General features: G+C 31.7%; 24 protein-coding genes. 10 read left to right on the top strand and 14 right to left on the bottom strand.

Features of this window, described 5'->3' with window-relative positions:
- Window positions 1-7 precede the first annotated feature (7 nt).
- The 5 genes from mutS (at window position 8) to AB8U03_RS07235 (ending at window position 7236) form a co-directional block, all read left to right on the top strand.
- Complete coding sequence (gene mutS / locus AB8U03_RS07255) at window positions 8-2650, top strand: DNA mismatch repair protein MutS (RefSeq protein WP_369703883.1); 2643 nt, start codon at window positions 8-10, stop codon at window positions 2648-2650.
- Between the two features lie 21 nt (window positions 2651-2671).
- A complete protein-coding gene (gene mutL, locus AB8U03_RS07250) occupies window positions 2672-4522 on the top strand; it encodes a DNA mismatch repair endonuclease MutL (RefSeq protein ID WP_369703882.1) in 1851 nt (616 codons plus the stop codon).
- A gap of 10 nt (window positions 4523-4532) precedes the next feature.
- A complete protein-coding gene (gene miaA, locus AB8U03_RS07245; RefSeq protein WP_369703881.1) occupies window positions 4533-5465 on the top strand; it encodes a tRNA (adenosine(37)-N6)-dimethylallyltransferase MiaA in 933 nt (310 codons plus the stop codon).
- A 135-nt stretch (window positions 5466-5600) separates the two neighbouring features.
- Complete coding sequence (gene hfq, locus AB8U03_RS07240; protein WP_369703880.1) at window positions 5601-5849, top strand: RNA chaperone Hfq; 249 nt, start codon at window positions 5601-5603, stop codon at window positions 5847-5849.
- Between the two features lie 106 nt (window positions 5850-5955).
- The gene (locus AB8U03_RS07235) at window positions 5956-7236 is read left to right on the top strand and encodes a methionine gamma-lyase family protein (protein ID WP_369703879.1); all 1281 of its coding nucleotides are present in this window, start codon (window positions 5956-5958) and stop codon (window positions 7234-7236) included.
- Between the two features lie 74 nt (window positions 7237-7310).
- On the opposite strand, the gene lexA is transcribed toward AB8U03_RS07235, so the two are convergent.
- Window positions 7311-7919: a transcriptional repressor LexA gene (gene lexA / locus AB8U03_RS07230; RefSeq protein WP_369703878.1), complete on the bottom strand. Its 609-nt coding sequence runs from the start codon at window positions 7917-7919 to the stop codon at window positions 7311-7313.
- A gap of 110 nt (window positions 7920-8029) precedes the next feature.
- Between lexA and AB8U03_RS07225 the strand changes: the two genes are divergently transcribed.
- Complete coding sequence (locus tag AB8U03_RS07225; RefSeq protein ID WP_369703877.1) at window positions 8030-8440, top strand: hypothetical protein; 411 nt, start codon at window positions 8030-8032, stop codon at window positions 8438-8440.
- Between the two features lie 60 nt (window positions 8441-8500).
- On the opposite strand, the gene AB8U03_RS07220 is transcribed toward AB8U03_RS07225, so the two are convergent.
- Window positions 8501-9487 (bottom strand): tyrosine recombinase XerC, encoded by a 987-nt coding sequence (locus tag AB8U03_RS07220; RefSeq protein ID WP_369703876.1) that lies wholly within the window; start codon window positions 9485-9487, stop codon window positions 8501-8503.
- A gap of 804 nt (window positions 9488-10291) precedes the next feature.
- Between AB8U03_RS07220 and AB8U03_RS07215 the strand changes: the two genes are divergently transcribed.
- The 4 genes from AB8U03_RS07215 to AB8U03_RS07200 all read left to right on the top strand — a co-directional run bounded on the left by AB8U03_RS07215 (window position 10292) and on the right by AB8U03_RS07200 (window position 14544).
- Window positions 10292-11191 carry an acyl-CoA dehydratase activase-related protein gene (locus AB8U03_RS07215; RefSeq protein WP_369703875.1) on the top strand — a complete coding sequence of 300 codons (900 nt, stop codon included), beginning with the start codon at window positions 10292-10294 and terminating at the stop codon, window positions 11189-11191.
- Window positions 11188-12285 carry a 2-hydroxyglutaryl-CoA dehydratase gene (locus tag AB8U03_RS07210; RefSeq protein ID WP_369703874.1) on the top strand — a complete coding sequence of 366 codons (1098 nt, stop codon included), beginning with the start codon at window positions 11188-11190 and terminating at the stop codon, window positions 12283-12285. The genes AB8U03_RS07215 and AB8U03_RS07210 overlap by 4 nt, the downstream gene beginning before the upstream one ends.
- Entirely contained in the window at window positions 12266-13225 is a 960-nt protein-coding gene (locus AB8U03_RS07205; protein ID WP_369703873.1) for an acyl-CoA dehydratase activase, read from the top strand. The genes AB8U03_RS07210 and AB8U03_RS07205 overlap by 20 nt, the downstream gene beginning before the upstream one ends.
- A gap of 461 nt (window positions 13226-13686) precedes the next feature.
- Window positions 13687-14544: a YitT family protein gene (locus AB8U03_RS07200; RefSeq protein WP_369703872.1), complete on the top strand. Its 858-nt coding sequence runs from the start codon at window positions 13687-13689 to the stop codon at window positions 14542-14544.
- A 69-nt stretch (window positions 14545-14613) separates the two neighbouring features.
- On the opposite strand, the gene AB8U03_RS07195 is transcribed toward AB8U03_RS07200, so the two are convergent.
- From AB8U03_RS07195 to AB8U03_RS07140, 12 genes are all read right to left on the bottom strand, one after another.
- Window positions 14614-14826, bottom strand: coding sequence for a DUF3006 domain-containing protein (locus tag AB8U03_RS07195; RefSeq protein WP_369703871.1), 213 nt, complete (start codon window positions 14824-14826; stop codon window positions 14614-14616).
- A gap of 53 nt (window positions 14827-14879) precedes the next feature.
- Entirely contained in the window at window positions 14880-15449 is a 570-nt protein-coding gene (locus AB8U03_RS07190) for a hypothetical protein (RefSeq protein WP_369703870.1), read from the bottom strand.
- Window positions 15450-15746: 297 nt separating this feature from the next.
- Entirely contained in the window at window positions 15747-16322 is a 576-nt protein-coding gene (locus AB8U03_RS07185; protein ID WP_369703869.1) for an indolepyruvate oxidoreductase subunit beta, read from the bottom strand.
- A complete protein-coding gene (iorA, locus tag AB8U03_RS07180; protein WP_369703868.1) occupies window positions 16323-18113 on the bottom strand; it encodes an indolepyruvate ferredoxin oxidoreductase subunit alpha in 1791 nt (596 codons plus the stop codon).
- Between the two features lie 227 nt (window positions 18114-18340).
- A complete protein-coding gene (locus AB8U03_RS07175; RefSeq protein WP_369703867.1) occupies window positions 18341-20422 on the bottom strand; it encodes a sigma 54-interacting transcriptional regulator in 2082 nt (693 codons plus the stop codon).
- Window positions 20423-20577: 155 nt separating this feature from the next.
- The gene (locus AB8U03_RS07170; RefSeq protein ID WP_369703866.1) at window positions 20578-20784 is read right to left on the bottom strand and encodes a DUF1657 domain-containing protein; all 207 of its coding nucleotides are present in this window, start codon (window positions 20782-20784) and stop codon (window positions 20578-20580) included.
- A gap of 23 nt (window positions 20785-20807) precedes the next feature.
- Complete coding sequence (gene spoVAE / locus AB8U03_RS07165) at window positions 20808-21161, bottom strand: stage V sporulation protein AE (protein WP_369703865.1); 354 nt, start codon at window positions 21159-21161, stop codon at window positions 20808-20810.
- A gap of 21 nt (window positions 21162-21182) precedes the next feature.
- Window positions 21183-22184 (bottom strand): stage V sporulation protein AD, encoded by a 1002-nt coding sequence (gene spoVAD / locus AB8U03_RS07160; RefSeq protein WP_369703864.1) that lies wholly within the window; start codon window positions 22182-22184, stop codon window positions 21183-21185.
- Window positions 22185-22664 (bottom strand): stage V sporulation protein AC, encoded by a 480-nt coding sequence (gene spoVAC / locus AB8U03_RS07155; protein ID WP_369703863.1) that lies wholly within the window; start codon window positions 22662-22664, stop codon window positions 22185-22187. It lies immediately after the preceding gene.
- Window positions 22665-22675: 11 nt separating this feature from the next.
- Window positions 22676-23536, bottom strand: coding sequence for a DUF421 domain-containing protein (locus AB8U03_RS07150; protein WP_369703862.1), 861 nt, complete (start codon window positions 23534-23536; stop codon window positions 22676-22678).
- A gap of 16 nt (window positions 23537-23552) precedes the next feature.
- The gene (locus AB8U03_RS07145; RefSeq protein WP_369703861.1) at window positions 23553-23759 is read right to left on the bottom strand and encodes a DUF1657 domain-containing protein; all 207 of its coding nucleotides are present in this window, start codon (window positions 23757-23759) and stop codon (window positions 23553-23555) included.
- Window positions 23760-23925: 166 nt separating this feature from the next.
- Entirely contained in the window at window positions 23926-25101 is a 1176-nt protein-coding gene (locus AB8U03_RS07140; protein ID WP_369703860.1) for an aspartate aminotransferase family protein, read from the bottom strand.
- Window positions 25102-25109 lie beyond the last annotated feature (8 nt).

Here is a 25109-nt window from a genome sequence, read left to right as displayed (position 1 = left end):
AACTAAAGTGACATTAACTCCAATGATGAAACAGTATATGGAAGTAAAAGAAAAATATAAAGATTATATACTGTTTTTTAGATTAGGTGATTTTTATGAAATGTTTTTTGATGATGCAAAAACAGCAGCTAGAGAACTTGAATTGGTTCTTACTGGAAGAGATTGCGGGATGGAAGAAAGAGCCCCTATGTGTGGAATCCCATATCATGCTGCCAATTCATACGTGGGCCGGCTAATAAACAAAGGTTATAAAATAGCTATATGTGAACAATTAGAGGATCCTGCTCTTGCAAAAGGTATAGTAAAGAGGGGAATCATTAAACTTGTAACTCCTGGTACTTATACTGATTCCACCTTTTTAGAAGAAAATAAAAACAACTATATAATGTGTTTGTACATAGATAAAAATAATAATTCCGCACTATGCTTTGCAGATGTATCCACAGGGGAATTTAATTGTACAGACACTCCTTTTAATTTACCTATAATTTTAGACGAAATATCTAAGTATAATCCAAAGGAAATTCTCATTCAAAAAAATATTGATCACTCTGCATTAAATGAAATAAAAGAATTTTTCAATGGATCTTTTACCAAGTTGGATGAAGACTATTTTTCGGGGGATACAGAAAAAATATTAAGAGAACAATTTACAGATTTTAATCCAAAAAAATATAAGTTTGAGACCATAAAATGCTGTGGTTCCCTTTTAAAATATATACATGAAACACAAAAAGCCAATTTTTCTCACATAAATAAATTTCAATATTATAATGTAGTTGATTATTTGACCATAGATGGCAATTCCAGAAGAAATCTGGAAATAACGGAAGGCTTGAGAGAAAATAAGAAAAGGGGATCTCTTCTCTGGGTCATAGATAAAACCAATACTGCCATGGGAGGAAGACAACTTAGAAGATGGTTGGAACAACCACTTATGGATAGGAATAAAATAATCGAGAGATTGGATTCCGTAGAAGAACTCTCCAGTAACATATCCTATCATGAAGATCTAAAGGAAGCACTAAAAAACATATACGACATTGAGAGACTTGTGGGAAAAATATCTTCTAAAAGTGTAAATGCCAAGGATTTAAATTTTCTGAAAAATTCAATAGAAAAAATACCTGATGTAAAATCCATATTGTCACATTTTAAAACCAATTTATTAAAAAACATGTATGAAAATTTAGATGAACTAAAAGATATATACTCACTGATAGATGGTTCTATATTAGAAAATCCTTCTATTTCACTAAAAGAGGGCAATTTGATAAAAGAAGGATACAATAAAAAGATAGATGAATTAAAGGGAATAAAGATCCATGGGAAGGATTGGATAGCCGCTCTTGAACATAGGGAAAGAGACATTACCAAAATAAAATCACTAAAAATAGGTTATAACAAAGTATTTGGATATTATATTGAAATAACTAAAAGCAATCTGAATTTGGTCCCGGAAGGCAGATATATAAGAAAGCAAACTCTTTCCAATGCAGAGAGATACATAACTCCAGAGTTAAAGGAAATGGAAGATAAGATTTTAGGAGCAGAAGATAAATTGATATCCTTAGAATATAATACTTTTATAGAAATAAGGGATACCATAGAAAAAGAAGTTCATAGAATGCAATCTTCCGCTGAAATAATTTCCCAAGTTGATTGCTTGAGCTCTCTGGCAAAAGTAGCTGTAGAAAATAATTATTGTAAACCTGAAATGACTCTTTCAAATAAAATATCCATAAAAGAGGGACGGCATCCTGTAGTTGAAAAAATGATTCCGTCAGGAGATTTTATATCCAATAATGCAAATATGGATACCTCTGAAAATCAGCTTCTTTTAATAACAGGACCCAATATGGCAGGTAAATCCACTTATATGCGGCAGGTGGCTTTAATTGTAATTATGGCTCAAATTGGAAGCTTCGTACCAGCTAAAAGCGCTTCTATATCTATTTGTGACAAGATATTTACCAGAATAGGGGCATCAGATGATCTAGCTTCAGGTAAAAGTACCTTTATGGTAGAAATGTGGGAGGTTTCAAATATATTAAAAAATGCCACCAACAAAAGCTTGATTTTATTGGATGAAGTTGGAAGAGGAACCAGTACTTACGATGGACTCAGTATAGCCTGGGCTGTAATAGAATATATATGTAAAAATAATAAATTAAAAAGCAAAACATTATTTGCGACCCATTACCATGAACTGACCAAGTTAGAAGGCAGGATACAAGGGGTGAAAAACTACTCTGTATCCGTTAAAGAATCGGAAAACAATATAGTTTTTTTGAGAAAAATCATAAGAGGGGGAGCTGATCAATCCTACGGCATTGAAGTTGCAAAACTTGCCGGACTTCCTGAAGAAGTTTTGAAAAGAGCCAGAGAAATATTGTGCAGCCTGGAAAATGAAAAATCCAATAATTCTCTACATAATAAAAAGACATCCTTTAAAAATTCTAATGATGAGGAAGATAATAAAACCTTGAAAAAAGAAGAAAATATTAAATTAGATAGGCAATTGGGATTTTCGGACATAAAAAAAGAAACCCTGGTTAAGGAAATTAAAAATATAGACATATTAAATATGACGCCTATGGATGGTTTTAACAAACTTTATGATATAATAAAAAGAGCAAAGTCTATATAAAAACAAAAGGATTGATATATAATGAAAAGAATAAATCTACTGGATATAAATACTTCAAACAAAATTGCTGCTGGTGAAGTAATAGAAGGTCCTTCATCTGTAGTGAAAGAATTACTTGAAAACAGTATAGACTCAGGAGCTAAAAATATAACTATAGAAATTGAAGAGGGTGGAGAAAAATCTATAAAAGTAATAGATGATGGCTCTGGAATACATCCTATGGATATGGAAAAAGCTTTTATGCCCCATGCTACAAGCAAAATAAACAATGTAGAAGATCTTGGAAAAATAAACACCATGGGGTTTAGGGGTGAAGCTCTGGCAAGCATAGCTGCCGTATCCAATATAACCCTTAAAAGCAGGACTGATCAGTTTGATTCCGGTATGGAGATAATAATAAATGGAGGAATTTTAAAAAGTGTTCAACATAGTGGATGCAATCTTGGAACTACAGTTTTAGTAGAGAACTTATTTTTCAACGTACCTGCAAGACAAAAATTTTTAAAATCTTCCAGTAGTGAGTCTGCAGGAATCTCAGATATAGTAAGCAGACTCTCTCTGGCTAATGCCCATATTTCTTTTAAATTTTTTAAAAACGGCAAGAAATCTATCACTACTTATGGTACTGGTAATGTAATGGATGTTATACGATGTATATACGGTAAAAACATCTATGAAAATATAACACCCATAGAAAAACACAGTGATATAATTTCAATTTATGGATATATAGGCAATTCTGAAATAAGCCGGGGCAGCAGGAATCATCAAAGCTTATTTGTAAATAAGAGATATATTAAAAATAAACCTATAACCACAGCTGTGGAAAAAGCTTTTAAGTCCTTCCTGACCATAAATAAATTTCCTTTTTTTATATTGTTCCTTGATATATTTCCTGAATTTATAGATGTAAATGTTCATCCTGCCAAATGGGAGATAAAATTCAGTGACCCGAGGATGATATTTAAATTTGTATTTGATACTGTTCATGAAGCTCTTAGAAATAATTTAAAGGATTCCTTTACCATTGATACAAAAGAGGATGATTTAAATTCTAATGCCACTGAAGTAAAACAAATTCAAATTCCAGTTGATTTAAAATCCTTAAACAGTGAAAATTATTTAAATCAAAATGATAAAAATGAAAGTCAATATAATTCTCTCCATGAAAATATCAATGACTTTCAGCAATATAAACCAAATTTATATAAAAATGATGATCATTATATACAAAAAAATTCACCGGATAAAATAAATAGAGAAATTCAAAATGAGGAACATACAGCTGCTAAATTTCCACCTCTCAAAATAATTGGCCAATTTTACAATACTTATATAATAGCAGAGGATGGAAATAATCTATATATGGTAGATCAACATGCAGCTCATGAAAAAATTCTCTTTGAAAAATATAAAAAAAGCATTCAAAACGGAAAAATATTGTCTCAAGTATTAGTGACTCCAGTAGTTATAGAACTTACACCTATTGATTATAATTATTATATGGAAAATGACGATATATTTAAAAGAACCGGATTCAATATAGAATTATTTGGAGATACGGCTGTAAGTATAAGGGAAGTACCTATGATACTTGGAAAACCAGATATTAAAAACTTATTTATGGATATACTTGATAATTTGAAAAATATGGGTTCTGGAGATACTTGTGAAGTAAAATATCTTTCCATAGCAACTCTCGCTTGTAAAGCCGCCATTAAAGCAAGGGATCATTTATCACAAATGGAGATGGATCATTTACTTGAGGAATTAAGGTTTATAGAAGATCCTTTTACCTGCCCTCATGGAAGACCTGTTATAATAAAATTCACTTTAAATGATCTGGAGAAGAAATTCAAGCGAATACAGTGAGGAGAAAAATATGCAAAACTTATTTATACTGGCAGGACCTACTGCAGTGGGAAAAACTGATATATCCATTGAAATTGCTAAGAAATTAGACGGCGAGATAATATCTGCAGACTCTATGCAAATATACAAATATATGAATATAGGTTCTGCGAAAATTACAAAAGAGGAAATGCAGGGGGTACCACATCATTTAATAGATATTATCGAACCCAATAGAAGTTTTAACGCATCAAAATACAAAAAACTGGCTGTGAAATCCATAGATGAAATATATAAAAGAAATAGGTTTCCAATGGTAGTGGGTGGCACAGGGCTTTATATTAATTCACTTATTTTCAACTATAATTTTACAGATGCACAGGTAGATAAGGGCTATAGGGAGTATCTTCAAAAACTGGCCAGGGAACAGGGGAAAGAATATGTACATTCTCTTTTAAAGGAAGTGGATATGTCATCTTATGAGAAACTTTATCCCAATGATTTAAAGAGAGTTATCAGAGCTTTAGAAGTTTATAAACTTACGGGGAAAACCATAAGTGAGTTTAATCACCAAAATCACTTATATCAAATACCTTATAGAATATATTATTTTGTATTAACTATGGATCGTGCTAAATTATACCAGAGAATAAACAATAGAGTGGATATAATGCTGGAAAAGGGGCTTATAGATGAAGTTGACAAATTGAAATCAATGGGTTATACCAGTGATATGCAATCCATGAAGGGTATAGGGTACAAGGAAATACTGAGTTATTTAGAAAATAAGATATCCCTGGACGAAGCCATATATTTAGTGAAAAAAGGAAGTAGAAATTATGCTAAAAGGCAATTGACCTGGTTTAGAAAAGATAAAAGGGTCATATGGGTAAATGAGGACAATTTCAATTGTTATGGGGAAATAGCTCATCATATAATAAATGTACTTAAAACCATACAATAGTTTTAAATTTAATATATTAATATGTTTTTATTAAAGCCAGATTTAATATCATTGAATTCTTTTTTTCTGCTATATACTGAAGGATTTTTGTGATATTTATAGAATTATATAATAAAATTACGGAGGGTGAGAACTATGAGTAAACCAGCTAATAATTTACAGGATATTTTTTTAAACGGTGCAAGAAAAAACAAAATTTCAGTTACCATATATCTGACCAATGGATTTCAAATTAGAGGAACAGTAAAGGGATTTGATAATTTTACAGTTATATTAGATTGTGCTGGCAAGCAGATGATGGTATATAAACATGCAATTTCCACTATTACACCCATAAAATCAATCTTATTTAATACACCAATTGAAACAGATGATAAAGAATAACTAAAAAACATCAAGTCATATGGTTATTATAAACTATAGATGAGGAATAGGTAATGCCTATTCCCTTTCTATGCGTTATTTTAACATCTTTAAGGAGGTAAAAATATTGCTGGAAATAACTAAAGAAAAACTTAAAAACAGATATAAAATAGGTAAAGAAATAATAAACTTATACGAAAAGGCCCTGGATGATGTGAAAGATCAATTTGAATATTACGATGAGATAAGAGAATATAACCAGATAAAAGTTTTAGATGCCCTTCAGCAGGAAAAAATAAGCGAATCTCATTTTACCAATTCTTCCGGCTATGGATATGGTGATATAGGAAGAGATTCTCTGGATAGGGTATATGCCAGAATATTCAATTCAGAAAGTGCACTTGTAAGGCCTCATTTTGTAAATGGTACCCATGCCCTTTGTTGTGCAATTTTTGGCAACTTACGTCCTGGAGATACAATGCTTTCTGTATGTGGTACTCCTTATGATACCCTACATAGTTTAATAGGAATAGATACGGATAAAAAACTAGGTTCTCTCAAAGAATATGGTATAAATTATGAGCAGGTAAATTTAACTGAAGATAATAAAATAGACTTTAAGAGCATAGGGGAGCACCTGAAAAAAAACAATAAGATAAAGTTGGTTCATATACAGAGATCCACTGGTTACGGCTGGAGAAAATCTCTTCTCATATCTGAAATCAAAAGTATAATTGATTTTATAAAACAGATAAACCCAAATGTAATATGTTTTGTAGACAATTGCTACGGGGAATTTATAGATACATTGGAGCCCACAGATGTAGGTGCCGATTTAGCAGCAGGTTCTCTTATAAAGAATATAGGCGGCGGCATAGCGCCTACCGGAGGGTATATAGTAGGTAAAAAAGATTACGTCACCCAAGCTTCCTATAGACTTACTGTTCCTGGAATAGGAGGGGAATGTGGCTCCACTTTCGGAGTCATGAGGCTTTTATATGAAGGACTATTTTTAGCCCCGCATATTTCTGTAGAGGCAGTAAAAGGTGCTATTTTTTGTGCGAGAATTATGGAACTGGCAGGATTTGAAGTTCTTCCTAAATACAATGATAAAAGAAGTGATATAATACAGGCAATTAAATTCAATGATAAATCAAAATTAATAAATTTCTGCAGTTCCATCCAAAAGGGATCACCAATAGATTCATTTGCTCAGTGTGAACCCTGGGATATGCCTGGATATTCAGATCAAGTTATAATGGCTGCGGGGGCTTTTGTACAGGGATCTTCCATAGAGTTATCCGCAGATGCCCCTATAAGAGAACCTTATATCGGATATCTTCAAGGCGGGCTCACTTTTGATCATGCCAAAGTGGGCATACTCATAGCTTTATCCAGTATACTGTAGAAAATACAAGTTCAAAAACAGAGATTTACTTTAAAATAAAGCAGATCTCTGTTTTTAACTATTATATACTAAACTTAATATCTTCTATATACGCCCACTAACTTGCCTATAATCTTACAGTCATCCACTATAATAGGCGGCATATTCTTGTTTTCCGGCTGTAACCTTATATTGCTTTCTTGTTTGAAAAATCTTTTTAAAGTAGCCTCGTTTCCAATTAAAGCTGCAACTATATCTCCATTTTCAGCAAAATTAGTCTGCTCCAGTATAGAAAAGTCTCCATTCAATATACCTGCATCTATCATGCTTTCTCCCTTTACTCTCAATATAAATAGTTTTTTATCATTTTTAATAAAATCCACGGGAATAGGGAAAAAGTCTTCCACATTTTCCGTTGCTAAAATAGGCATGCCTGCGGCTATATCACCTATGATGGGGATATCAATCATCTCTTTTTGTGGAATTGATTTTTCTATAATTTCTATAGTTCTGGATTTAATGCCATCTCTTTTTATAAGCCCACGTTTTTCCAATCTCTCCAGATGATTGTGAACAGTAGAAGTAGACCTTAACCCCACAGCCGCACATATTTCTCTAACAGATGGCGGGTAACCCTTTTCTTTAATTTGAGACTTTATAAATTCATATATCTGAAGTTGTCTATTATTACTGTAATCTCTCATAAAAAAACACTCCTATAACTTATTTATGTGAATTATATCACAAAAGTTGACAAATATCAAACTTATGTTCTATACTATTTATTATATAATTAAGAAGGAGAATATTATGTATGAAAGATAATTATTGTATATTTGATAAAAACAAAGTGTGTGATGACTGTGGTGAGTGTAAATTATGTGACTTGAATTCAAGTAAAAAATGCAACAATTGTGGTAAATGCCTTGAGATGGAAGGTTATGACATGAGAGCTATAAAAATTGATGATATCATAGATGATGAAAATGAATCCAGAAGATATGAAAAGGAAGAAAGCAACTATGATTCATTTGATTCTCATTATCAACTTAATGAAGAAGATTTAAATGAAAACAGTGAAAAAGAAGAAGATAACCTTGTTGGATTTATAAATGATATAGATGGGTTGAAGGAAGTTTTAGAGAATGAAGATACTTTTAAAGAAGTTGCATATGAAGAATATCCAGGTCTTATAAGGATTCAGAAAAAAACTAAAAATAAATAACATATGAAATCAAAGGCTGGAAAAAAAATCTCAGCCTTTGATTTTTTGGTTGAAATGCTATTATTCCTCTTCTTCACTTAAAGGATTTGATTTTACTGCTTCTCTAAGTTTTTCATCATCCACATGGGTATAGATTTGAGTAGTGGATACATTTTCATGGCCCAGTATTTTTTGAAGACTTCTAATGTCTACATTTCCATATTTATACATAAGAGTAGCTGCAGTATGCCTGAGCTTATGAGGTGTATATTTTTCACTGTCCAGGCCAGCATTTTTCAAATATTTTTTCAGCATCAATTCCACAGTTCTTTTATTTATTCTGATGTAATTTCTGCTTATGAAAAGGGCATCCTTATCCTTTATCTTATTATAATGGCTGTTCCTTTCAGTCAGGTAATTGCTCAGAGCCTTCATGCAGGCTCTGTTTAAATAGATGGTTCGCTCTTTATTGCCTTTTCCAACTACAGTTAAAGTATCATCTTTAATATTTGATATATTTATACTACACAATTCAGAAAGTCTCATACCACAGTTTAAAAAAAAAGTTATAATGCAGTAATCTCTTTCCTTGAATTTTCCATCCACAGCTTTTAACAAAGCCTTGCTTTCCACCAGGCTCAAATAAATAGGATTTCTTTTGCTTATTTTAGGCGATTCCAATTCCATGGCCGGATTTTCATTTATTACTTTAGCTTTATTATTAAGGTATTTAAAAAAGGACTTTAACGAAGCTACTTTTCTGGCTCTGGTATAACTTCCGTTGTTTCTATAATTTTCAGCAAAGGATATAAAAGCAAATAGATCGCTTAAATTTATTTGCTTTATAAAATCTTCATCTATATCACTTATGTTTATTTTTTTGAATTCATAGTTTTCTTTAATTATTCCTTTATAAAGTTTTAAAAATCTAAAAAACATAGTCAAATCCACCTTGTAACCACTTAAAGTATTTTTTGATTTTCCTCTAATGGTTCCAAGATAATTTAAAAAATCATTCAGACACTTGGGCAGTGCCGGGTTATAGATATGTTTCAAATTATACTGCATAGAATGCTCCCCTTTCTAAAAATAGGTCCAACTTCGCTAAATGATTATTTAGCGAAGTTAAGTATTCTATATAAATACCACAAAATCCTTCTTTTATTATAAAAATTAATAAATTTTTATAATAAATTCTATAGTAAGCTTCTTAACCAAACAATTTTTTATCATTTTATGTTATGAAAATTTATTTTTCATACATTTTGTATTAATTTGTAAAATAATATATTGCAAATTTTTCTTTTCTTTCAGTTGATACTATTATCAACTGCAATATACTAATTTTCAAATTGAAAAATGAATTTTTGATTTTCCTTTAATTCATTTTCTCTTTAAATGAAGTTATACCCATATTGTGGAAATAAAGTGGATATTTATAAAATCAAAATATTTCCACAATGTGGTGATAACTTTGTGAGTTCATTTTTCTCCTCTCCTCCCCTTTTTTCTTCTAAAAAAAGTATAAGCTTATATTATGTAAAATCAAGTCTTATTTATGGATATCAGGCATGAATTTATTTGTAGAATATGAAAATAAAAAATCGTTTAAGGTATAAAAAGTAGGTTTCGATTTTTTTAAAATTATTTTTTTTAACAGAATCGAAATATAAGATGATGTTTACATTTCAATTTTTAATTTACATAATATATATTACATAAATTAAAAAAATAAATTATAAAACTGTATAAATTTTTGAAATTGAGATAAAATATACAAGTGTACGTAGTTTACATTTTCTACTAATTTAAAAAGACTGGAGGTATTGCTGCCTTATAACATTTTTACTATGTATAAGCAGCTATTTATATATGAAAATAGGTATTCCTAAAGGATTGTTGTATTGTAAATACCATCCCTTTGTAGAAACTTTCTTTGAAGAATTAGGTGCAGAGATAATAACCTCACCTGATACCAATAAATACATACTGGATATGGGTGTAAAACATTGTGTAGACGAAGCCTGCCTTCCTATAAAAGTATTTCACGGACATATAACTGCCATAAAAGATAAATGTGACGTAATACTTATTCCTAGGGTAATGCAGCTTGAAAAAAGAGAGTTCATTTGTCCTAAATTTTGTGGCCTTCCTGAAATGGTATTGAATGATATTCCAAACATGCCTCCCGCATTGACTTATCCCATATATGCCTTTTCTAAAAAGAAATTCAGAAGCTGGGTATTAAATGCAGGTTTAATATGTACTAAGAACATTTTTAAAATCAGGAGAGCTTATAAAAAAGCTTTAGGAGCACAATATAATTACAAAGCACCTTCGAATAATTCAAATTTTCCACTAAAGGTAGCTTTAGCGGGTCACCCGTACAACTTAAACGATAGTTTTACCAATATGAATATAGTAAAAAAACTAAATAGCCTTGGAATTGGCATACTCACTGAAGAAAACATAGATGAAAATATAATAGATGCGGAAGCTGCAGAACTGTTTAAAAAACCATTTTGGACTTTTGCTAAAAATTCTTACGGTTTTTCAACTTACCTATCCGAAAATAAGAAGGTAGATGGAATAATTTATATATCCTCCTTTGCCTGTGGTATAGACTCTGTAGTAATAGAACTTATAAAAAATAAATTAAACAATTTTCCCCTTCTAATATTAAAAATAGATGAACAAACCGGGGAAGCAGGTTTCAATACTAGAATTGAAGCTTTTCACGATATGTTGGAAAGGAAGTGTCTCAACTCATGAAAATAACTTTTCCACATCTTGGAAATACTTTTCTTGCTGCAAAAGCCATATTTGATGGGCTTGGAATTGACTATGTAATTCCACCTTTAAGCAATAAAGATGCATTGGAAATAGGCTCTCAATACTCTCCTGAAGAAATGTGTCTCCCATTTAAAATAATGATAGGCAATTATATTCAAAGCATAAAAAATGGTGCAGATACAATATTAATAGTTGGAAGCTGCGGTCCCTGCAGGTTTGGTGAATATTGTGAACTTCAAATGAATCTACTAAAAAAATTGGGGTATGACTTAAATTTTATAGTACTGGATTATCCAAAAGATATAGGTTTAAAAGAGCTTGTTAGAAGAATAAACATCATTGCTTCAGAGAGTAAAAAAAGCACTGTGGGAAAATTAAAAATGGCCAGCTTTGGCCTTAAAATAATAAACCTAATGGATGATATTGAAAAAAAGGCAAAAATTCTCTCTGGTTATGAATTGCAAAAAGGTCAATGTAAAGGTATCTTAAATGAATGCAGGAAAAGAGCTTTTGAGACCACTTCACCGGAAGAAATGATATGTGCATTAAAAAATTATATGAAAAAATTAGATAAGGTTCCTATTTTCAAAAACAAAAAACCTCTAAAGATTGCCATAATAGGTGAAATATATACTATAATAGAGCCCTTTTCAAATCTATTTATAGAAGAAAAGCTTATGAATTACGGCGTATCTACAGTTAGGTATATTACTCCTAGCTGGTGGGTTAAAGATATGGCTCTGTCACCACTTAAATTAAATTCTATCAATATAAGGAGAGCTTCCAAAAAATATCTGCCTTTTTATGTAGGAGGTCATGCCAGAGAATGTATAGGAGAAGCTGTTCTGGCAAGTGAAAAGGGATTTGATGGTGCAATTCAGATTTTTCCCGTAGGATGCATGCCGGAAATCGTATCAAAATCCATACTTCCCACTATAGCAAAAGACAAAAATTTTCCTATACTTACCCTGATAGTAGATGAAATGACCGGTGAAGCAGGATATGTAACCAGAATAGAAGCTTTCTTAGATTTACTTGAAAGGAGAAAAAACAATGTATTATATGGGAGTTGATGTAGGCTCTGTTAGTACGGATATTGTAATAGTAGATGAAAAAATAAATGTCCTTGAATCCTTATATTTAAGGACAAAAGGAAGACCTATAAATGCAATTCAAGAGGGATTTAAATTTTTAAAAAACAAATATGAGGATAAACACATATCAGCAGTGGGAACTACAGGAAGTGGTAGACAAATTGCGGCCTCAATTATAGGTGCCGATGTAGTTAAAAATGAAATAACTTCCCATGCCGTTGCTGCTTTACATTTGGATCCAGATGTAAGAACCATACTAGAAATAGGTGGTCAGGATTCTAAAATAATACTGTTGCAAAACGGTATTGTATTAGATTTTGCAATGAATACAGTATGTGCAGCAGGCACTGGTTCTTTTCTTGATAGGCAGGCATCAAGGCTTGATATTCCCATAAACGAATTTGGAAATTACGCCTTAAAATCCACCTGCCCTGCCAGAATAGCTGGGAGATGTGCTGTATTTGCTGAATCGGATATGATACACAAGCAGCAGTTGGGCTGCAGCAATCCAGATATAATAAAAGGATTGTGCAATGCTCTAGTTAGAAATTATTTAAACAATGTGGCTAAAGGAAAAGATATACAATCAGAGATATTTTTTCAAGGTGGAGTTGCTGCCAATATAGGAATAAAAAATGCTTTTGAGGAAGCATTGGGCAAAGAAATAGTAGTACCTAAAAATTTTAAAGTAATGGGAGCTATTGGTGCAGCTATTCTGGCAAAAGAAAGTCTGGAAAAAAGCAATACTTTTACCAGGTTCAAGGGATTTGATCTGATAAATACAAATTTTATATCCAAGAGTTTTGAATGTACAGGATGCCCTAATAGATGTGAAGTTATAAAAATACTTGGCAGTAAAAAAATTATAGGTTTTTTTGGTGGAAGATGTGAAAAGTGGAATAAAACTATTTCTGCATAGGAAATAGTTTTATTTAATTACACGCATATGGATCTAACTGGCAATTTGACAGAAAGTAAAATTTTAATATATAATATATATAAGTGTTACATATAGTTCTTACATTATTAATAAAATTCATTTAATCTTATATTATGGTATTAATACCATAATATCCATAAATCTCATGTTCTTATTATTTATTTTCAGATATCTTTGCTGTATAACTTCCCTTTTATATAGCATATAATTATGAATGTTATTTCATTTCTTGTAATATTTATAAATAACTATGGATATTAAACGATATAAAGTAATTCTTAGGTTCAGGTAGAGTTGCTTATAAGAAATGCTTTTCGTATCTGAATGTTAGAAGAACTTATCCATGGGCGTATCATTGCTCATCATTCTCCACTTTGAAAAAATTGTGGTATTAGCAGTGGTTAGCCATCGGATAAAATTCACATAAAGGATGTGGTTCAATGTCAAAAAAACGCCATAAAATATTTAAAACAGCCAGTAAGATAGCATTTATGTTCATAGGAGCTACCCTGGCATCCATAGCTTTGGAATTATTTCTAATCCCCAACAATGTAATAGATGGAGGTATTACCGGTATATCAATTATATCCAGTTATCTTACAAAATTACCTCTTGGTCTATTTATCTTTGTATTAAATATACCCTTTCTATTAGTGGGATATAAACACATTGGAAAAACTTTCACACTTTCCACTTTATTTTCTGTAACTTCTCTGTCAATCATGGTATCTCTTCTTAAACCAATTAATGGTGTCACAAATGACACTCTCTTAGCTTCAGTTTTTGGTGGAATAATACTCGGAATCGGAGTTGGATTAATGATAAGAAGTGGAGGATCATCAGACGGTACTGAAATCATAGCTATAATTTTGGACAAGAGAACCGGGTTTTCTATAGGTGAAATAGTAATGTTTTTTAATATATTTATATTAAGCAGTGCCGGCCTTGTATTTAGCTGGGACAGGGCCATGTATTCACTTATAACTTATTTTATAGCTTTTAAAGTAATTGACATAACTGTAGAAGGACTGGATGAATCAAAATCCGTATTGATAATTTCAGATCAATACACTGATATAACCGACGCAATTTTAGCAAGATTGGGAAGAGGAGTTACACTTTTGGATGGTAAAGGAGGTTATACCAATACCCCAACTAATGTAATATATGTAATAGTATCACGTCTAGAAATAGCCAAATTGAAATCTATAGTTTATGATTTCGATAGTACCGCACTTATAACCATTGGGAATGTTGAAGTTTCGGGAAAGAGTTATAAGAAAAAATCAATACATTAACAATTGCAATTATCAGCAGATATGGAAAGCATATGTTTTTCGTATCTGCTGATTGCATATTAAAAAGCTTTAGTTCCATATATCTTCAGTCAAAGAATCAATTTTTCCTTTCCTTTTTTCAGTCTCCTCTATATTTATAGATATTTTATCCTTGCATATATCAAGTACACATCCCTGTTTTGCATCCTTAGGTAAATTTATTCTCTTTATATCCATCATGGTCTTATCCTCTTTTTCGCAAACAGCATACGGTCCTTCAAATCTGTCTATTATAACCCTCATTTAAATCCCCACCTCATAAAATTTAGCTGTATTTTTTATTATACTATAGATTACTAAAATATATTTCTTTTATCAATTAATATATAAATTTTATTTTTACCTTTTATTAGTGGATTCAAAAAACCTATGGCTTTTATATTAATTAAAAATTCTAATATGAACCCAATTGATATCCAAAATATACAATTTACGATTATATAGGCAGTAAAATAAACTATATAATTCAAAGTAAAACTGAGATTTTTTACTATATAGGAATTAGGCGCTATTGCAAATATAGAATAAAAAATTCCAAGAGGAATCCACAGACTTAAAATTCCCAGAATAATTTCACTTAATTTTATAATAAATGATTTTTTCGAAAAATTCCCATTAAAAAACTTCTCATATAAATTCCATTTTATACTTTGCGATATTATTAGAAGAATTGAAAAAGCTACAGCCATATATACAATATAAAATATGAATTCCTTTAACAGATAAAACTGCTTAAGTGTAAAAATTTTTACCACTAAAAATATAAATATAAATATAAATGCAAGCATGAGATTTTTAATATCCAATATAAATTTTATTTTTCCCTTAATTTTCATTCTATTCCACTCTTCGCAATAATAATTCATAACTTCTCCTTTCTAAAAAAATTTATATATTATACCATTATTATAATTATCCCCCTTTATTACATTATGGCCAAACTCCATCCAAATCCAAGAATGACTTGATATTAATATTATATTTATCAGTAGGCTTTTTTGATAATTTATTTTTACTATTATATGTAAAAAGCAGATTCTATCCATCTTTTGTAAATATACTCTATTTTTATTATACAATATTTTTATTGATTTTGATTAAATAAAGTAAATAAAAAATCACTATTAAAAATTTATCTTAAATAGTGATTTTTTATTTGCCTATTATATATTCATTCCAACTTCTATGGCCTTTATATTTAAATCGACAAACCGTTCCTTTACATTTTCCCTTACGGCCTTCGCCCAATTCACTTCTGGAAGTTGTAGATTCTTTAATAACCCCCCCAACATGATCATATTTTGTGATTTTATATTTCCAAGTCTTTTAGCTTCTTCTGCTGCATTAATCACCGTAACATTTTTTATATGAGATTTTATATTTTCAATAACATTTTTAGGATATTTTTCCTTTTCTGAAAGCACAGTAGCTGAAGGTATCTTATAATCATTTACGATTAATTTTCCATCCGATTTTAAATAATCAATCCACCTTAGTGATTCTATTTTTTCAAAGGCAACAATTGCATCTGCACTACTTTTCCCAATAATAGGTGAATATACCTTATCCCCATATCTAACCTGTGTAGTAACGCTTCCACCTCTTTGAGCCATACCATGCACTTCTGACATTTTTACATCATAACCTGCTGATATAAGACCTGAAATCAGTATTTTAGATGCCAGTATAATTCCCTGGCCGCCAACTCCTACAAATAAAATATTTTTTACTCTATTCATTTATCTGTCACCTGCCCTTTCTATTGCGTGAAAAGGACATATTTGGGCGCATAGGGAACACCCAACGCAAATATCCTCATCTATGTGTGAAAAATTTGAAACGGATATAGCCGGACATCCTGATTTTATACACATCTTGCACTTTTTACACTTTTCCTCATTTACCTTATACACAGTTTTGTTAAAATTAAATTGCTTCTTATCTTCTTTGCTCAATTTTTTGAGTACACAAGGCCATTTGGTTATAATTACTGAAGGTTCGTCAATTTCCAATGCCTTATTTAAAGCAGATTCTGTTTCACTTAAATCAAGGGGATTAACCGTCCACATGTTTTTTATTCCCAGAGCACTGCATAGGCAGGCTATATCTATGGCATTAGTTTTTTCCCCAGTTAAAGTATATCCTGTACCTGGATTTTGCTGGTGACCCGTCATTGCAGTTATCCTGTTGTCTAGTATTATAGTAACTGAATTTCCCTTATTATAAACTATATCAATTAAACCTGTAATGCCTGAATGGAAGAAGGTGGAATCACCCATTACCCCCACCACCTTTTTATCTACTCCGTTGATTTTAAAAGCTTTTTCAGCTCCATGAGAAGTACTTATGGATGAGCCCATGCAAATACATGTATCCATTGCATTTAAAGGTTCGGCACAACCTAAAGTATAACAGCCTATATCCCCTGTGATCATTATATCTTTTTTCCTGGATAAAGTATAAAATAATCCTCTATGAGGACATCCTGCACATAAAGTAGGAGGTCTTGATATAACTTCCCTTTTTAAACTTTCCATAGAACTAGCTGCTTCCCCTTCACTTTTATTGTTTATCCCCAAAATCGAGGAGGCAATAATATCCGGATTTAATTCACCTACATTCGGTATCCTTTCTTTTCCTATACACTTAATTCCTTTTGCTTTAATCTGATCTTCCATATAAGGTTCTAATTCCTCAATTACATAAAGGGTTTTCACCTCTTGTGCAAATTTCTTTATTTTTTCAAAAGGAAGTGGATTGGTAAAACCAAGCTTTAAATAAGATGCATTACTGCCAAATACCTCTTTTGAATATTCATAACTTATCCCTGAAGTTATAATTCCTATATCTCTATTTCCCCATTCAATTTTATTTAGAGCAGTGGTATTACTAAATTCCTCTAGTTTTTTCAATCTATTTTCCACTATTACATGAAGCTTTTTTGCATTTGCAGGTATGGTTATAAATTTAGATATATTTTTTAAATACGGTTTTATCTCCACATCTTTTCTCAAGCCCATCTCCACTAAAGACTTCGAATGGCATATTCTAGTGGAAACTCTAAATACCACCCCCGTATCAAATTTTTCAGATATTTTAAAGGCTTCTTTTATAAAGTCTTTGCATTCCTGACTGTCACTTGGTTCTATCATAGCCATTTTAGAAAACTTACCATAATATCTATTATCCTGCTCATTTTGTGAAGAATGCATACCTGGATCATCTGCCGACACTAAAACAAACCCTCCACTAACTCCAGTATATCCAAATGTCATAAGAGGATCCGCCGCCACATTTAATCCAACATGTTTCATTGCTGTAAGGGATCTTGCTCCTGCAATTGATGCCCCTATGGCCACTTCCGTTGCCACTTTTTCATTTGGTGCCCATTCCGAATATATATTTTTGTAATTTGAAATATTTTCAAGTATTTCTGTAGAAGGTGTTCCCGGATAAGCTGATGCTACAGTTCCACCTGCTTCATAAAACCCCCTTGCAATAGCTTCATTGCCTGTCATAAGTCTCTTCATCTATATACTCCTTCCAAAATAATACTTCAATATATACAAATTTAAAATCATAATTTCATTTCATACTATAATTTTAAGAGCATATATTGTGCCAAGTATTTTACATAGAAGGAAGCCTTATTTTCTAGAGATCTGCATATATAAAAGGGTTAAATGGTATACTTTATTTACCCATTTAACCCTTTTATATATGTAATTTACTATCCAGTGATTCTTAGCTGTGGATGTTAGCAATGGTAGCCTTCGGATAAAACATTGTCTTTCAAATAGTTTAATACCTTCTCACCAAATTTCGTAATTACGCTTCCCCCTCTTCCCCTATTCATTTTTATCATTAAATTTTTTTCCAGCTCTATGAGCATAACTCTTATTTCCTGTTCACTTAAAAAAATATTTTTCTGCCTGGCTATTTTGTACAAACTCCGCCTTCCCATTCTCTCTTCATTTTTAAAGCCTTTATTTAACTCTTCCAATAAAAATATATATTTTTCCATATCCTTATGGGCTTCACTTAAAAACTTTTTAAAAATGATTTTTTCACTGTTATCCAGTGTATTTTTATGAGACTTTTCACTATAAAAAGGTAAGTCTTTTAAATCTATTTTTCTAATGCCTAAACTTGCAAAATACTCTATATAGTTTTTAAGTTCTCTTATATTTCCCTTCCAATTATAATCAGTTAAAGCATCTTCAGCTGATTTTGTCAGTATAAAATCAACATTTAACTGATCTTTTATGTCATTGAGTAAAGGTATTATATCTTCCCTTCTGTACCTTAATGGTGGTAAATTCAATGGGAGCACACTTAATCTATAATATAGATCTTCCCTGAACTTTCCTTCATCTATCATATCTTTCAAATTCCTGTTAGTTACAGATATGATCCTAATATCTACTTTGATTAAGCCACTTCCTCCTATTCGCATAACCTCTCTTTCCTGAAGCACTCTTAAAAGCTTTGTCTGAAGATTTAAGGGCATTTCACCTATTTCATCTAAAAATAAAGTACCCTTATGTGCAAGTTCAAATAATCCCGGTTTTCCTCCTTTCCTAGCTCCTGTAAAAGCACCCTCTTCATATCCAAACAATTCACTTTCCAACAAACTTTCAGTAATAGCAGCACAATTTACAGCTACAAAAGGGTACTCCCTTCTTTTTGAACTGTTGTGTATTGCCTGCGCAAATAATTCCTTACCAGTACCGCTTTCTCCAGTTATCAATATTGAAGAATCTGAGTTTGCCATTCTCCTTGCAATTTCCTTATACTTTTTTATAATTTCACTTTCTCCAAATATATCTTCAAACTTATATTTTGCCCTGTATCCTTGTCCAATTATTTGAGCTCTAAATCTATACTGCTTTTTTTCTATATCATTAAATTTTTTAATGATAATAACCACACCATAAAGTATGCCTGAATTAACTAATGGATGCGCAGACAATACAACATCATATCCTTTTATTTTTATAAGTCTTTCCTTAATTGGTCTTATATTTTTCAAAACCATTTCAAACGAAATATCTGGCATTAAATCAATTATATTTTTTCCCATTGCATTGTCCTTATTTACACCAATTATTTCTTCTGCCCCCTCGTTATAAGTGTAGATCCTACCTTTGGGGTCAATTCCTATTATGCCATCATTGAGAACTTGCAGCAGTATTTTAAGTTCGCTTTCAAAACGATTTGTCTGTCCTATTATATGAGAAAGTCCAAAATTCTTACTGACAATTTCCTTATATCCCATTCTAATATTTTGATTTTGTAAAATATAAAGTAAATTTAACTTTTCTCCTATATCAATTATAGTACTTATATCCAGAAGGCTATGTCCTATGTTTATAATTTTTTCAGCTCCTTCAGTATTGCAGGTAGATTTCCCCAATAAAATAAGAGTTTTTCCCCGTATATTCTTATCAATACCAGGATATATAGGAGCGATTTCTATATGCTTTATTCCAAGTTCATATAATAAACATACCATTTCTATAGCCATTTCCATACTTTCATCTAAAAGCCCTAAGTGCGTTCCCTTGGGAATATTCATTATTTTGCAAAATCCAGCTTTTGAAATAGTTCTGTTTGCAAATACTATTTTACTTTCCAGATTCAAATATGGTTTCACTTTTTTTAAAGTATGATAGGACTGTACCAGTATAAGATCTGCATTTATTCTCTTTCTTATTTCTGATTCATCTATGTAAAATTTTTCTATTGATAAATTATTTGAAAACAAGGCAGTGATTTGTTTTCCATAGGTATCCACTGCATCTTTTCCATAACCTATTATTGCAATTTTTTTATTCATATTTTTCATCCTTTAAATTAATTGTTTTTTACAGTATATCATATTTATTTTAGTTCATTTCAGATTTAAAGACTATAATTATCCATACTCACATATTGACAATTATAGTCTTCGTATTAAACTAGATATAAATATTAATTTGTTCGCAATAACTATTACAATTTAGTATATTGAGGTTCTTGTTGCTGAATATATTTTTGTCTTCCATTAAGTACTTGTAAAGCTTCATCCAGATTTTTTGCTATATTCTGAAAATCATTTTTTGCATTTTGATCCTGAGTTTCCAGGGCAAATGTTTTCATAGTTGCAGCTGCACTTTGGATCCCAGCTATTGCCTGCTGCATTTGAGTTCCAACTGTCATATTTTATCACCTCCTTTAAGTGGTTATCCTTTAGGTTTAAATAATAAAGCCCCAATAAATCCAAAAATTATAGCAGCGGATATACCTGCGCTAGTAACTTCAAAAATTCCAGTTAGAACTCCTATTACTCCGAACTCCTTGGCTTCCATAATAGCGCCTTTTACAAGTGAATTCCCAAAGCTGCTTATAGGCACAGAAGCACCTGCTCCAGCAAACTTTATAAGTGGTTCATATAGTCCAAATCCACCTAGTATGGCTCCAACTACTACAAGGGTAGTTGTAGTATGAGCTGGAGTAAGTTTAAAGACGTCCATCATAATTTGCCCTATTACACATATTATTCCTCCTACTACAAATGCCCAAAAAAACTTTTCCATATAAATAAATGCACCTCTTTTCTATGCTTCTATAGACACTGCATGAGCAACACAAGGTATGCTTTCCTTTTGCTGATAAGACATAGGTGACATAAGTGCTCCTGTGGCTACTATCAATATTTTATTTATTTTTTTTCGGCTCATCTCTTTTAAAAAGTGTCCATAAGTTACTGTAGCAGAACAAGCACATCCACTGGCACCTGAAAATACAGGCTGATCCTTTTTATATATTAAAATACCACAATCCGTAAATACTCCCTGCGGAAATTCAAATCCATCCTTTTTTAACATTTCTTTAGCTATTTCGTGCCCTATTTTTCCTAAATCACCAGTAGCTATAATATCATAATAGGAAGGATCTCTATTTAAGTCCCTAAAATGTGCCTCTATTGTATCAACTGCGGCAGGTGCCATGGCCGCTCCCATATTAAAAGGATCAGAAATTCCCATATCTATTACTCTACCCATAGTAGCTGAAGTAACTTTAGGTTTATCATACCCTTTTCCAACTACTGCAGCTCCAGCTCCTGTTACTGTCCATTGTGCCGTAGGAGGTTTTTGCCCTCCATACTCCGTAGGATACCTGAATTGTTTTTCTGCAGCCGCATTATGGCTTGAAGTTCCGCAGAGAACATATTCAGCTCCATTGCTATCTACAATAAAGGACGATATTGCCAATCCCTCCATAGAACTTGAACAGGCTCCGAATATGCCTAAATAAGGTATTTTAAGAGTTCTGGCAGAAAAACTGCTGCTGGTTATCTGATTCATAAGATCTCCACTGACAAAAAAATTTATATCTTCTTTTTTAACCTTTGAATTTTTTATAGCCAGATTGCAAGCTTCTTCCAGTAATTTTTTTTCAGCCTTTTCAAAGCTATCCTGACCAAGCCATATATCTTCATGAAGTAAATCAAATTCTCTGGCCAGAGCACCCTTTGCTTCAAAAGGCCCTCCTACAGCGGAACAACCAAGTATAATAGGCTTGGATTCAAATATCCACGATTGATGTCCTTGAATCATTTAAATCCCACCTAACCATTGAATAATTATTTTTATAATAGCCACTACAAATGCAGAAAAAACTCCAAAAGTTATTACGGATCCTGCCAACTTAAACATATTTCCTCCTACTCCTAAAACAAATCCTTCACTTTTATGCTCTATGGCACAAGATGCAATGGAATTTGCAAAACCAGTAACAGGTATGGCAGTACCTGCCCCTGCCCACTGGGCAATGTGATCAAATACACCAAACCCTGTAAGAAGTACGGATACTATTATCAAAATGGCAGAAGTAGGATTTCCAGCAGTTGCTTCTGTAAAGTTAAAATACTTTATAAACATAACTTGCAAACCTTGACCTATTGTACATATAATTCCGCCTACTAAAAATGCCTTTAAACAATTTGTAAAAACCTTTCTTTTGGTTTCATTTTCTTTTGCAAGGCTTTGATACTGCTGTTGTGCAGGCGTTAGCTTTTTTTTCTTTTTATCAGACATTTTATCACCTTCTATCCCAACAAATAGGGTTTTAATTTTTCCAGTATGTTTTTTAATATAAGAGAATCTTTTTTATAGATATCCTGTGCATTTTTATCCTGTGTATCCAAAGTAAATGACATTAAATCTGCTTCTGCCTTTTCCAGGTTGGCATATAGCATCTCTCTTACATTTGATTGTGGGACTTCAATCATATCATCAAACAAATCTACATAGAGTTCGCCCTTTGAATTCACCTGACCTATAAATACATTATCCAAAGATACTCCCTGTAATTCCAACTGCTCATTTAACCATCCTTGATTTAATCCCAAATTGCTCAAGGATTCATTTATTACATTTCCATCTAGTATTACAGTCTGAGGCGCTCCATCTGGTGAAGTCTGTATTCCTAAATCTTTTGGAGTAACTGGTTTTTTATCGGATTTTAATATTACATTTATATCTCCTGTAGATTCCATTATTGCAAATTCTACATCTCCCAGATTAAACACATTTTTGGAACGAAGCTCTCTCAGCAGATCTTCACCGCTATACCTTATTTTACTTAAATTTTCCTCCATGACTTTTCCCTTTTTTACAACTACTATTTCTTTTCCATTTATTAAGTCATACATAAATTTGCTCCTCATGCATATATAATCCAAAGCTATCGGGAATAGTACCCATACAGCTAAAGCAAGTATGCCAAATACCCAGTTAGGTATAATATTTACGGAAATCAATGCAATCAAAACAGCTATTACAATGTAATTTATAAAATTAAAAGGAGTTATTTTAGCCCATCGTTTTTTACCCAGTATTTTTATGCAAATCAGGGACAAAAAAAACAATGCTGTGGATTTTAATAAAACTGCAATCCAGATCTTCATATATTATTCCTCCAAATCAATTACCTTTATACTGTGGTTCTTCATATTCTAAAAATTTCATTCTCTTATTTAAATCCCGAGTTATACCTCCTACAGCTTCAAAAGCCTCTCTATACACAGCTCTGGCCTTTTTATCTTGTTCCTGCAGAGAATATAATCTCAAGGTGCTTTCTGCGCCTTTAAGAGTAATCAATGTTTGTTTTACTTTGGATCCGACAGTCAATTTCTAAAACCTCCTCCTCATACTCTGTATTTTTATTTACAAAGTTAACTAACTATTTTAATCTAGTTTTACCTTGTTTGTATAAATTATTACATGTAATTTTATGAATTTTTAACCACAAAAATAGCCCCAGCTTACTTTTAATAAGCTGGAGCCTTTTAACTATCTACATACTTTCTATAACTTCATATATTATATTTAATCCTTTTTCCAATTCCTCTTTGGAAACTACAAGAGGTGGAAGAAGCCTTACTACATTGTTTTTACCGGCAGTTAATACAAGGAGACCTTTTTCAAAAATCTTTTTTTGCACCTCAGAAGCTTCTCCTTTAATTTCTATGCCTACCATCAATCCTATTCCACGAACCTCTTTTATATTTTTAAAAGATTTATTTTTAAAAAACTCCTTAATAAATTTTCCCTTATCAGCTACTCCTTTTAAAAAACTTTCATCAGCAATTTCATTTAACACTTCAATAGCTCCCGCTGCACAAACTGGATTTCCACCAAAAGTGGAACCATGATCCCCATATTTAAAAGTATTTTTAAGCTTCTCATTACAAAGTACAGCACCCATGGGCAGGCCTCCACCAAGAGCTTTGGCTACAGATATAATATCAGGATGTACATTGTAATTATTAAATCCATATAATTTTCCTGTTCTTCCTAGACCACATTGAATCTCATCACATATAACTAAGATATCTTTTTTTTCACTTATTTCAAATACCTTATGAACAAATTCACTACTTAAAGGATTTACTCCCCCTTCTCCTTGAACTGCTTCTATCATAATAGCACAAACACTTGGATCCACAGCTTCTTCCAGAGCTTCTACAGTAATATCAGTATGTTTAAATCCTTCCGGGAAAGGATAAAAATATTTATGAAGTTCCTCTTCTCCGGTAGCTTCCAATGCAGCCATTGTTCTTCCATGAAAACTTCTGTTTAAAGTAATTATAGTATTTCTTCCCTTGCCATATTTTTCAAAACTATACTTCCTAGCAAGTTTTATAGCCCCCTCATTGGCCTCTGTCCCCGAATTACAAAAGAATACTTTACTCATATTTGAAATTTCTGTAAGCTTTTTAGCTAATTCTAATATAGGAACATTTAAAACTATATTTGATGTATGGGCTAATTTTTCCAGTTGATCTTCAACAGCTTTAATCCATTTCTCATTTCCACGGCCTAATGCCATAACTCCAATACCTGAAGTGAAGTCCAGATATTCTTTATTTGAAACATCATATAACTTACATCCTTTTCCATGCGTAAACACTACGGGAAGATGATTATAAGTGTTCATTAAATATTCCTTTGCATAATATAAATAATCCATATAAATTT

The sequence above is a fragment of the Clostridium moutaii genome, assembly GCF_041205085.1.
Lineage (GTDB): Bacteria > Bacillota > Clostridia > Clostridiales > Clostridiaceae > Clostridium_B > Clostridium_B moutaii.
The sequence above is the reverse complement of the archived record's forward strand: the minus strand, read 5'-3'. Positions and strand labels throughout refer to the sequence as shown.

Bases quoted from the DNA above. Each gene is read 5' to 3' on its own strand.
- spoVAC (WP_369703863.1), bottom strand. From the start codon at position 22,664: ATGTCTGATAAAAAGAAAAAAAAGCTAACGCCTGCACAACAGCAGTAT.
- AB8U03_RS07205 (WP_369703873.1), top strand. From the start codon at position 12,266: ATGTATTATATGGGAGTTGATGTAGGCTCTGTTAGTACGGATATTGTA.
- hfq (WP_369703880.1), top strand. From the start codon at position 5,601: ATGAGTAAACCAGCTAATAATTTACAGGATATTTTTTTAAACGGTGCA.
- AB8U03_RS07150 (WP_369703862.1), bottom strand. From the start codon at position 23,536: ATGAAGATCTGGATTGCAGTTTTATTAAAATCCACAGCATTGTTTTTT.
- miaA (WP_369703881.1), top strand. From the start codon at position 4,533: ATGCAAAACTTATTTATACTGGCAGGACCTACTGCAGTGGGAAAAACT.
- AB8U03_RS07215 (WP_369703875.1), top strand. From the start codon at position 10,292: ATGAAAATAGGTATTCCTAAAGGATTGTTGTATTGTAAATACCATCCC.
- AB8U03_RS07195 (WP_369703871.1), bottom strand. From the start codon at position 14,826: ATGAGGGTTATAATAGACAGATTTGAAGGACCGTATGCTGTTTGCGAA.
- spoVAD (WP_369703864.1), bottom strand. From the start codon at position 22,184: ATGATTCAAGGACATCAATCGTGGATATTTGAATCCAAGCCTATTATA.
- AB8U03_RS07200 (WP_369703872.1), top strand. From the start codon at position 13,687: ATGTCAAAAAAACGCCATAAAATATTTAAAACAGCCAGTAAGATAGCA.
- AB8U03_RS07140 (WP_369703860.1), bottom strand. From the start codon at position 25,101: ATGGATTATTTATATTATGCAAAGGAATATTTAATGAACACTTATAAT.
- AB8U03_RS07190 (WP_369703870.1), bottom strand. From the start codon at position 15,449: ATGAATTATTATTGCGAAGAGTGGAATAGAATGAAAATTAAGGGAAAA.
- spoVAE (WP_369703865.1), bottom strand. From the start codon at position 21,161: ATGGAAAAGTTTTTTTGGGCATTTGTAGTAGGAGGAATAATATGTGTA.
- AB8U03_RS07220 (WP_369703876.1), bottom strand. From the start codon at position 9,487: ATGCAGTATAATTTGAAACATATCTATAACCCGGCACTGCCCAAGTGT.
- AB8U03_RS07175 (WP_369703867.1), bottom strand. From the start codon at position 20,422: ATGAATAAAAAAATTGCAATAATAGGTTATGGAAAAGATGCAGTGGAT.
- AB8U03_RS07210 (WP_369703874.1), top strand. From the start codon at position 11,188: ATGAAAATAACTTTTCCACATCTTGGAAATACTTTTCTTGCTGCAAAA.
- mutL (WP_369703882.1), top strand. From the start codon at position 2,672: ATGAAAAGAATAAATCTACTGGATATAAATACTTCAAACAAAATTGCT.
- AB8U03_RS07185 (WP_369703869.1), bottom strand. From the start codon at position 16,322: ATGAATAGAGTAAAAAATATTTTATTTGTAGGAGTTGGCGGCCAGGGA.
- lexA (WP_369703878.1), bottom strand. From the start codon at position 7,919: ATGAGAGATTACAGTAATAATAGACAACTTCAGATATATGAATTTATA.
- AB8U03_RS07225 (WP_369703877.1), top strand. From the start codon at position 8,030: ATGAAAGATAATTATTGTATATTTGATAAAAACAAAGTGTGTGATGAC.
- iorA (WP_369703868.1), bottom strand. From the start codon at position 18,113: ATGAAGAGACTTATGACAGGCAATGAAGCTATTGCAAGGGGGTTTTAT.
- AB8U03_RS07170 (WP_369703866.1), bottom strand. From the start codon at position 20,784: ATGACAGTTGGAACTCAAATGCAGCAGGCAATAGCTGGGATCCAAAGT.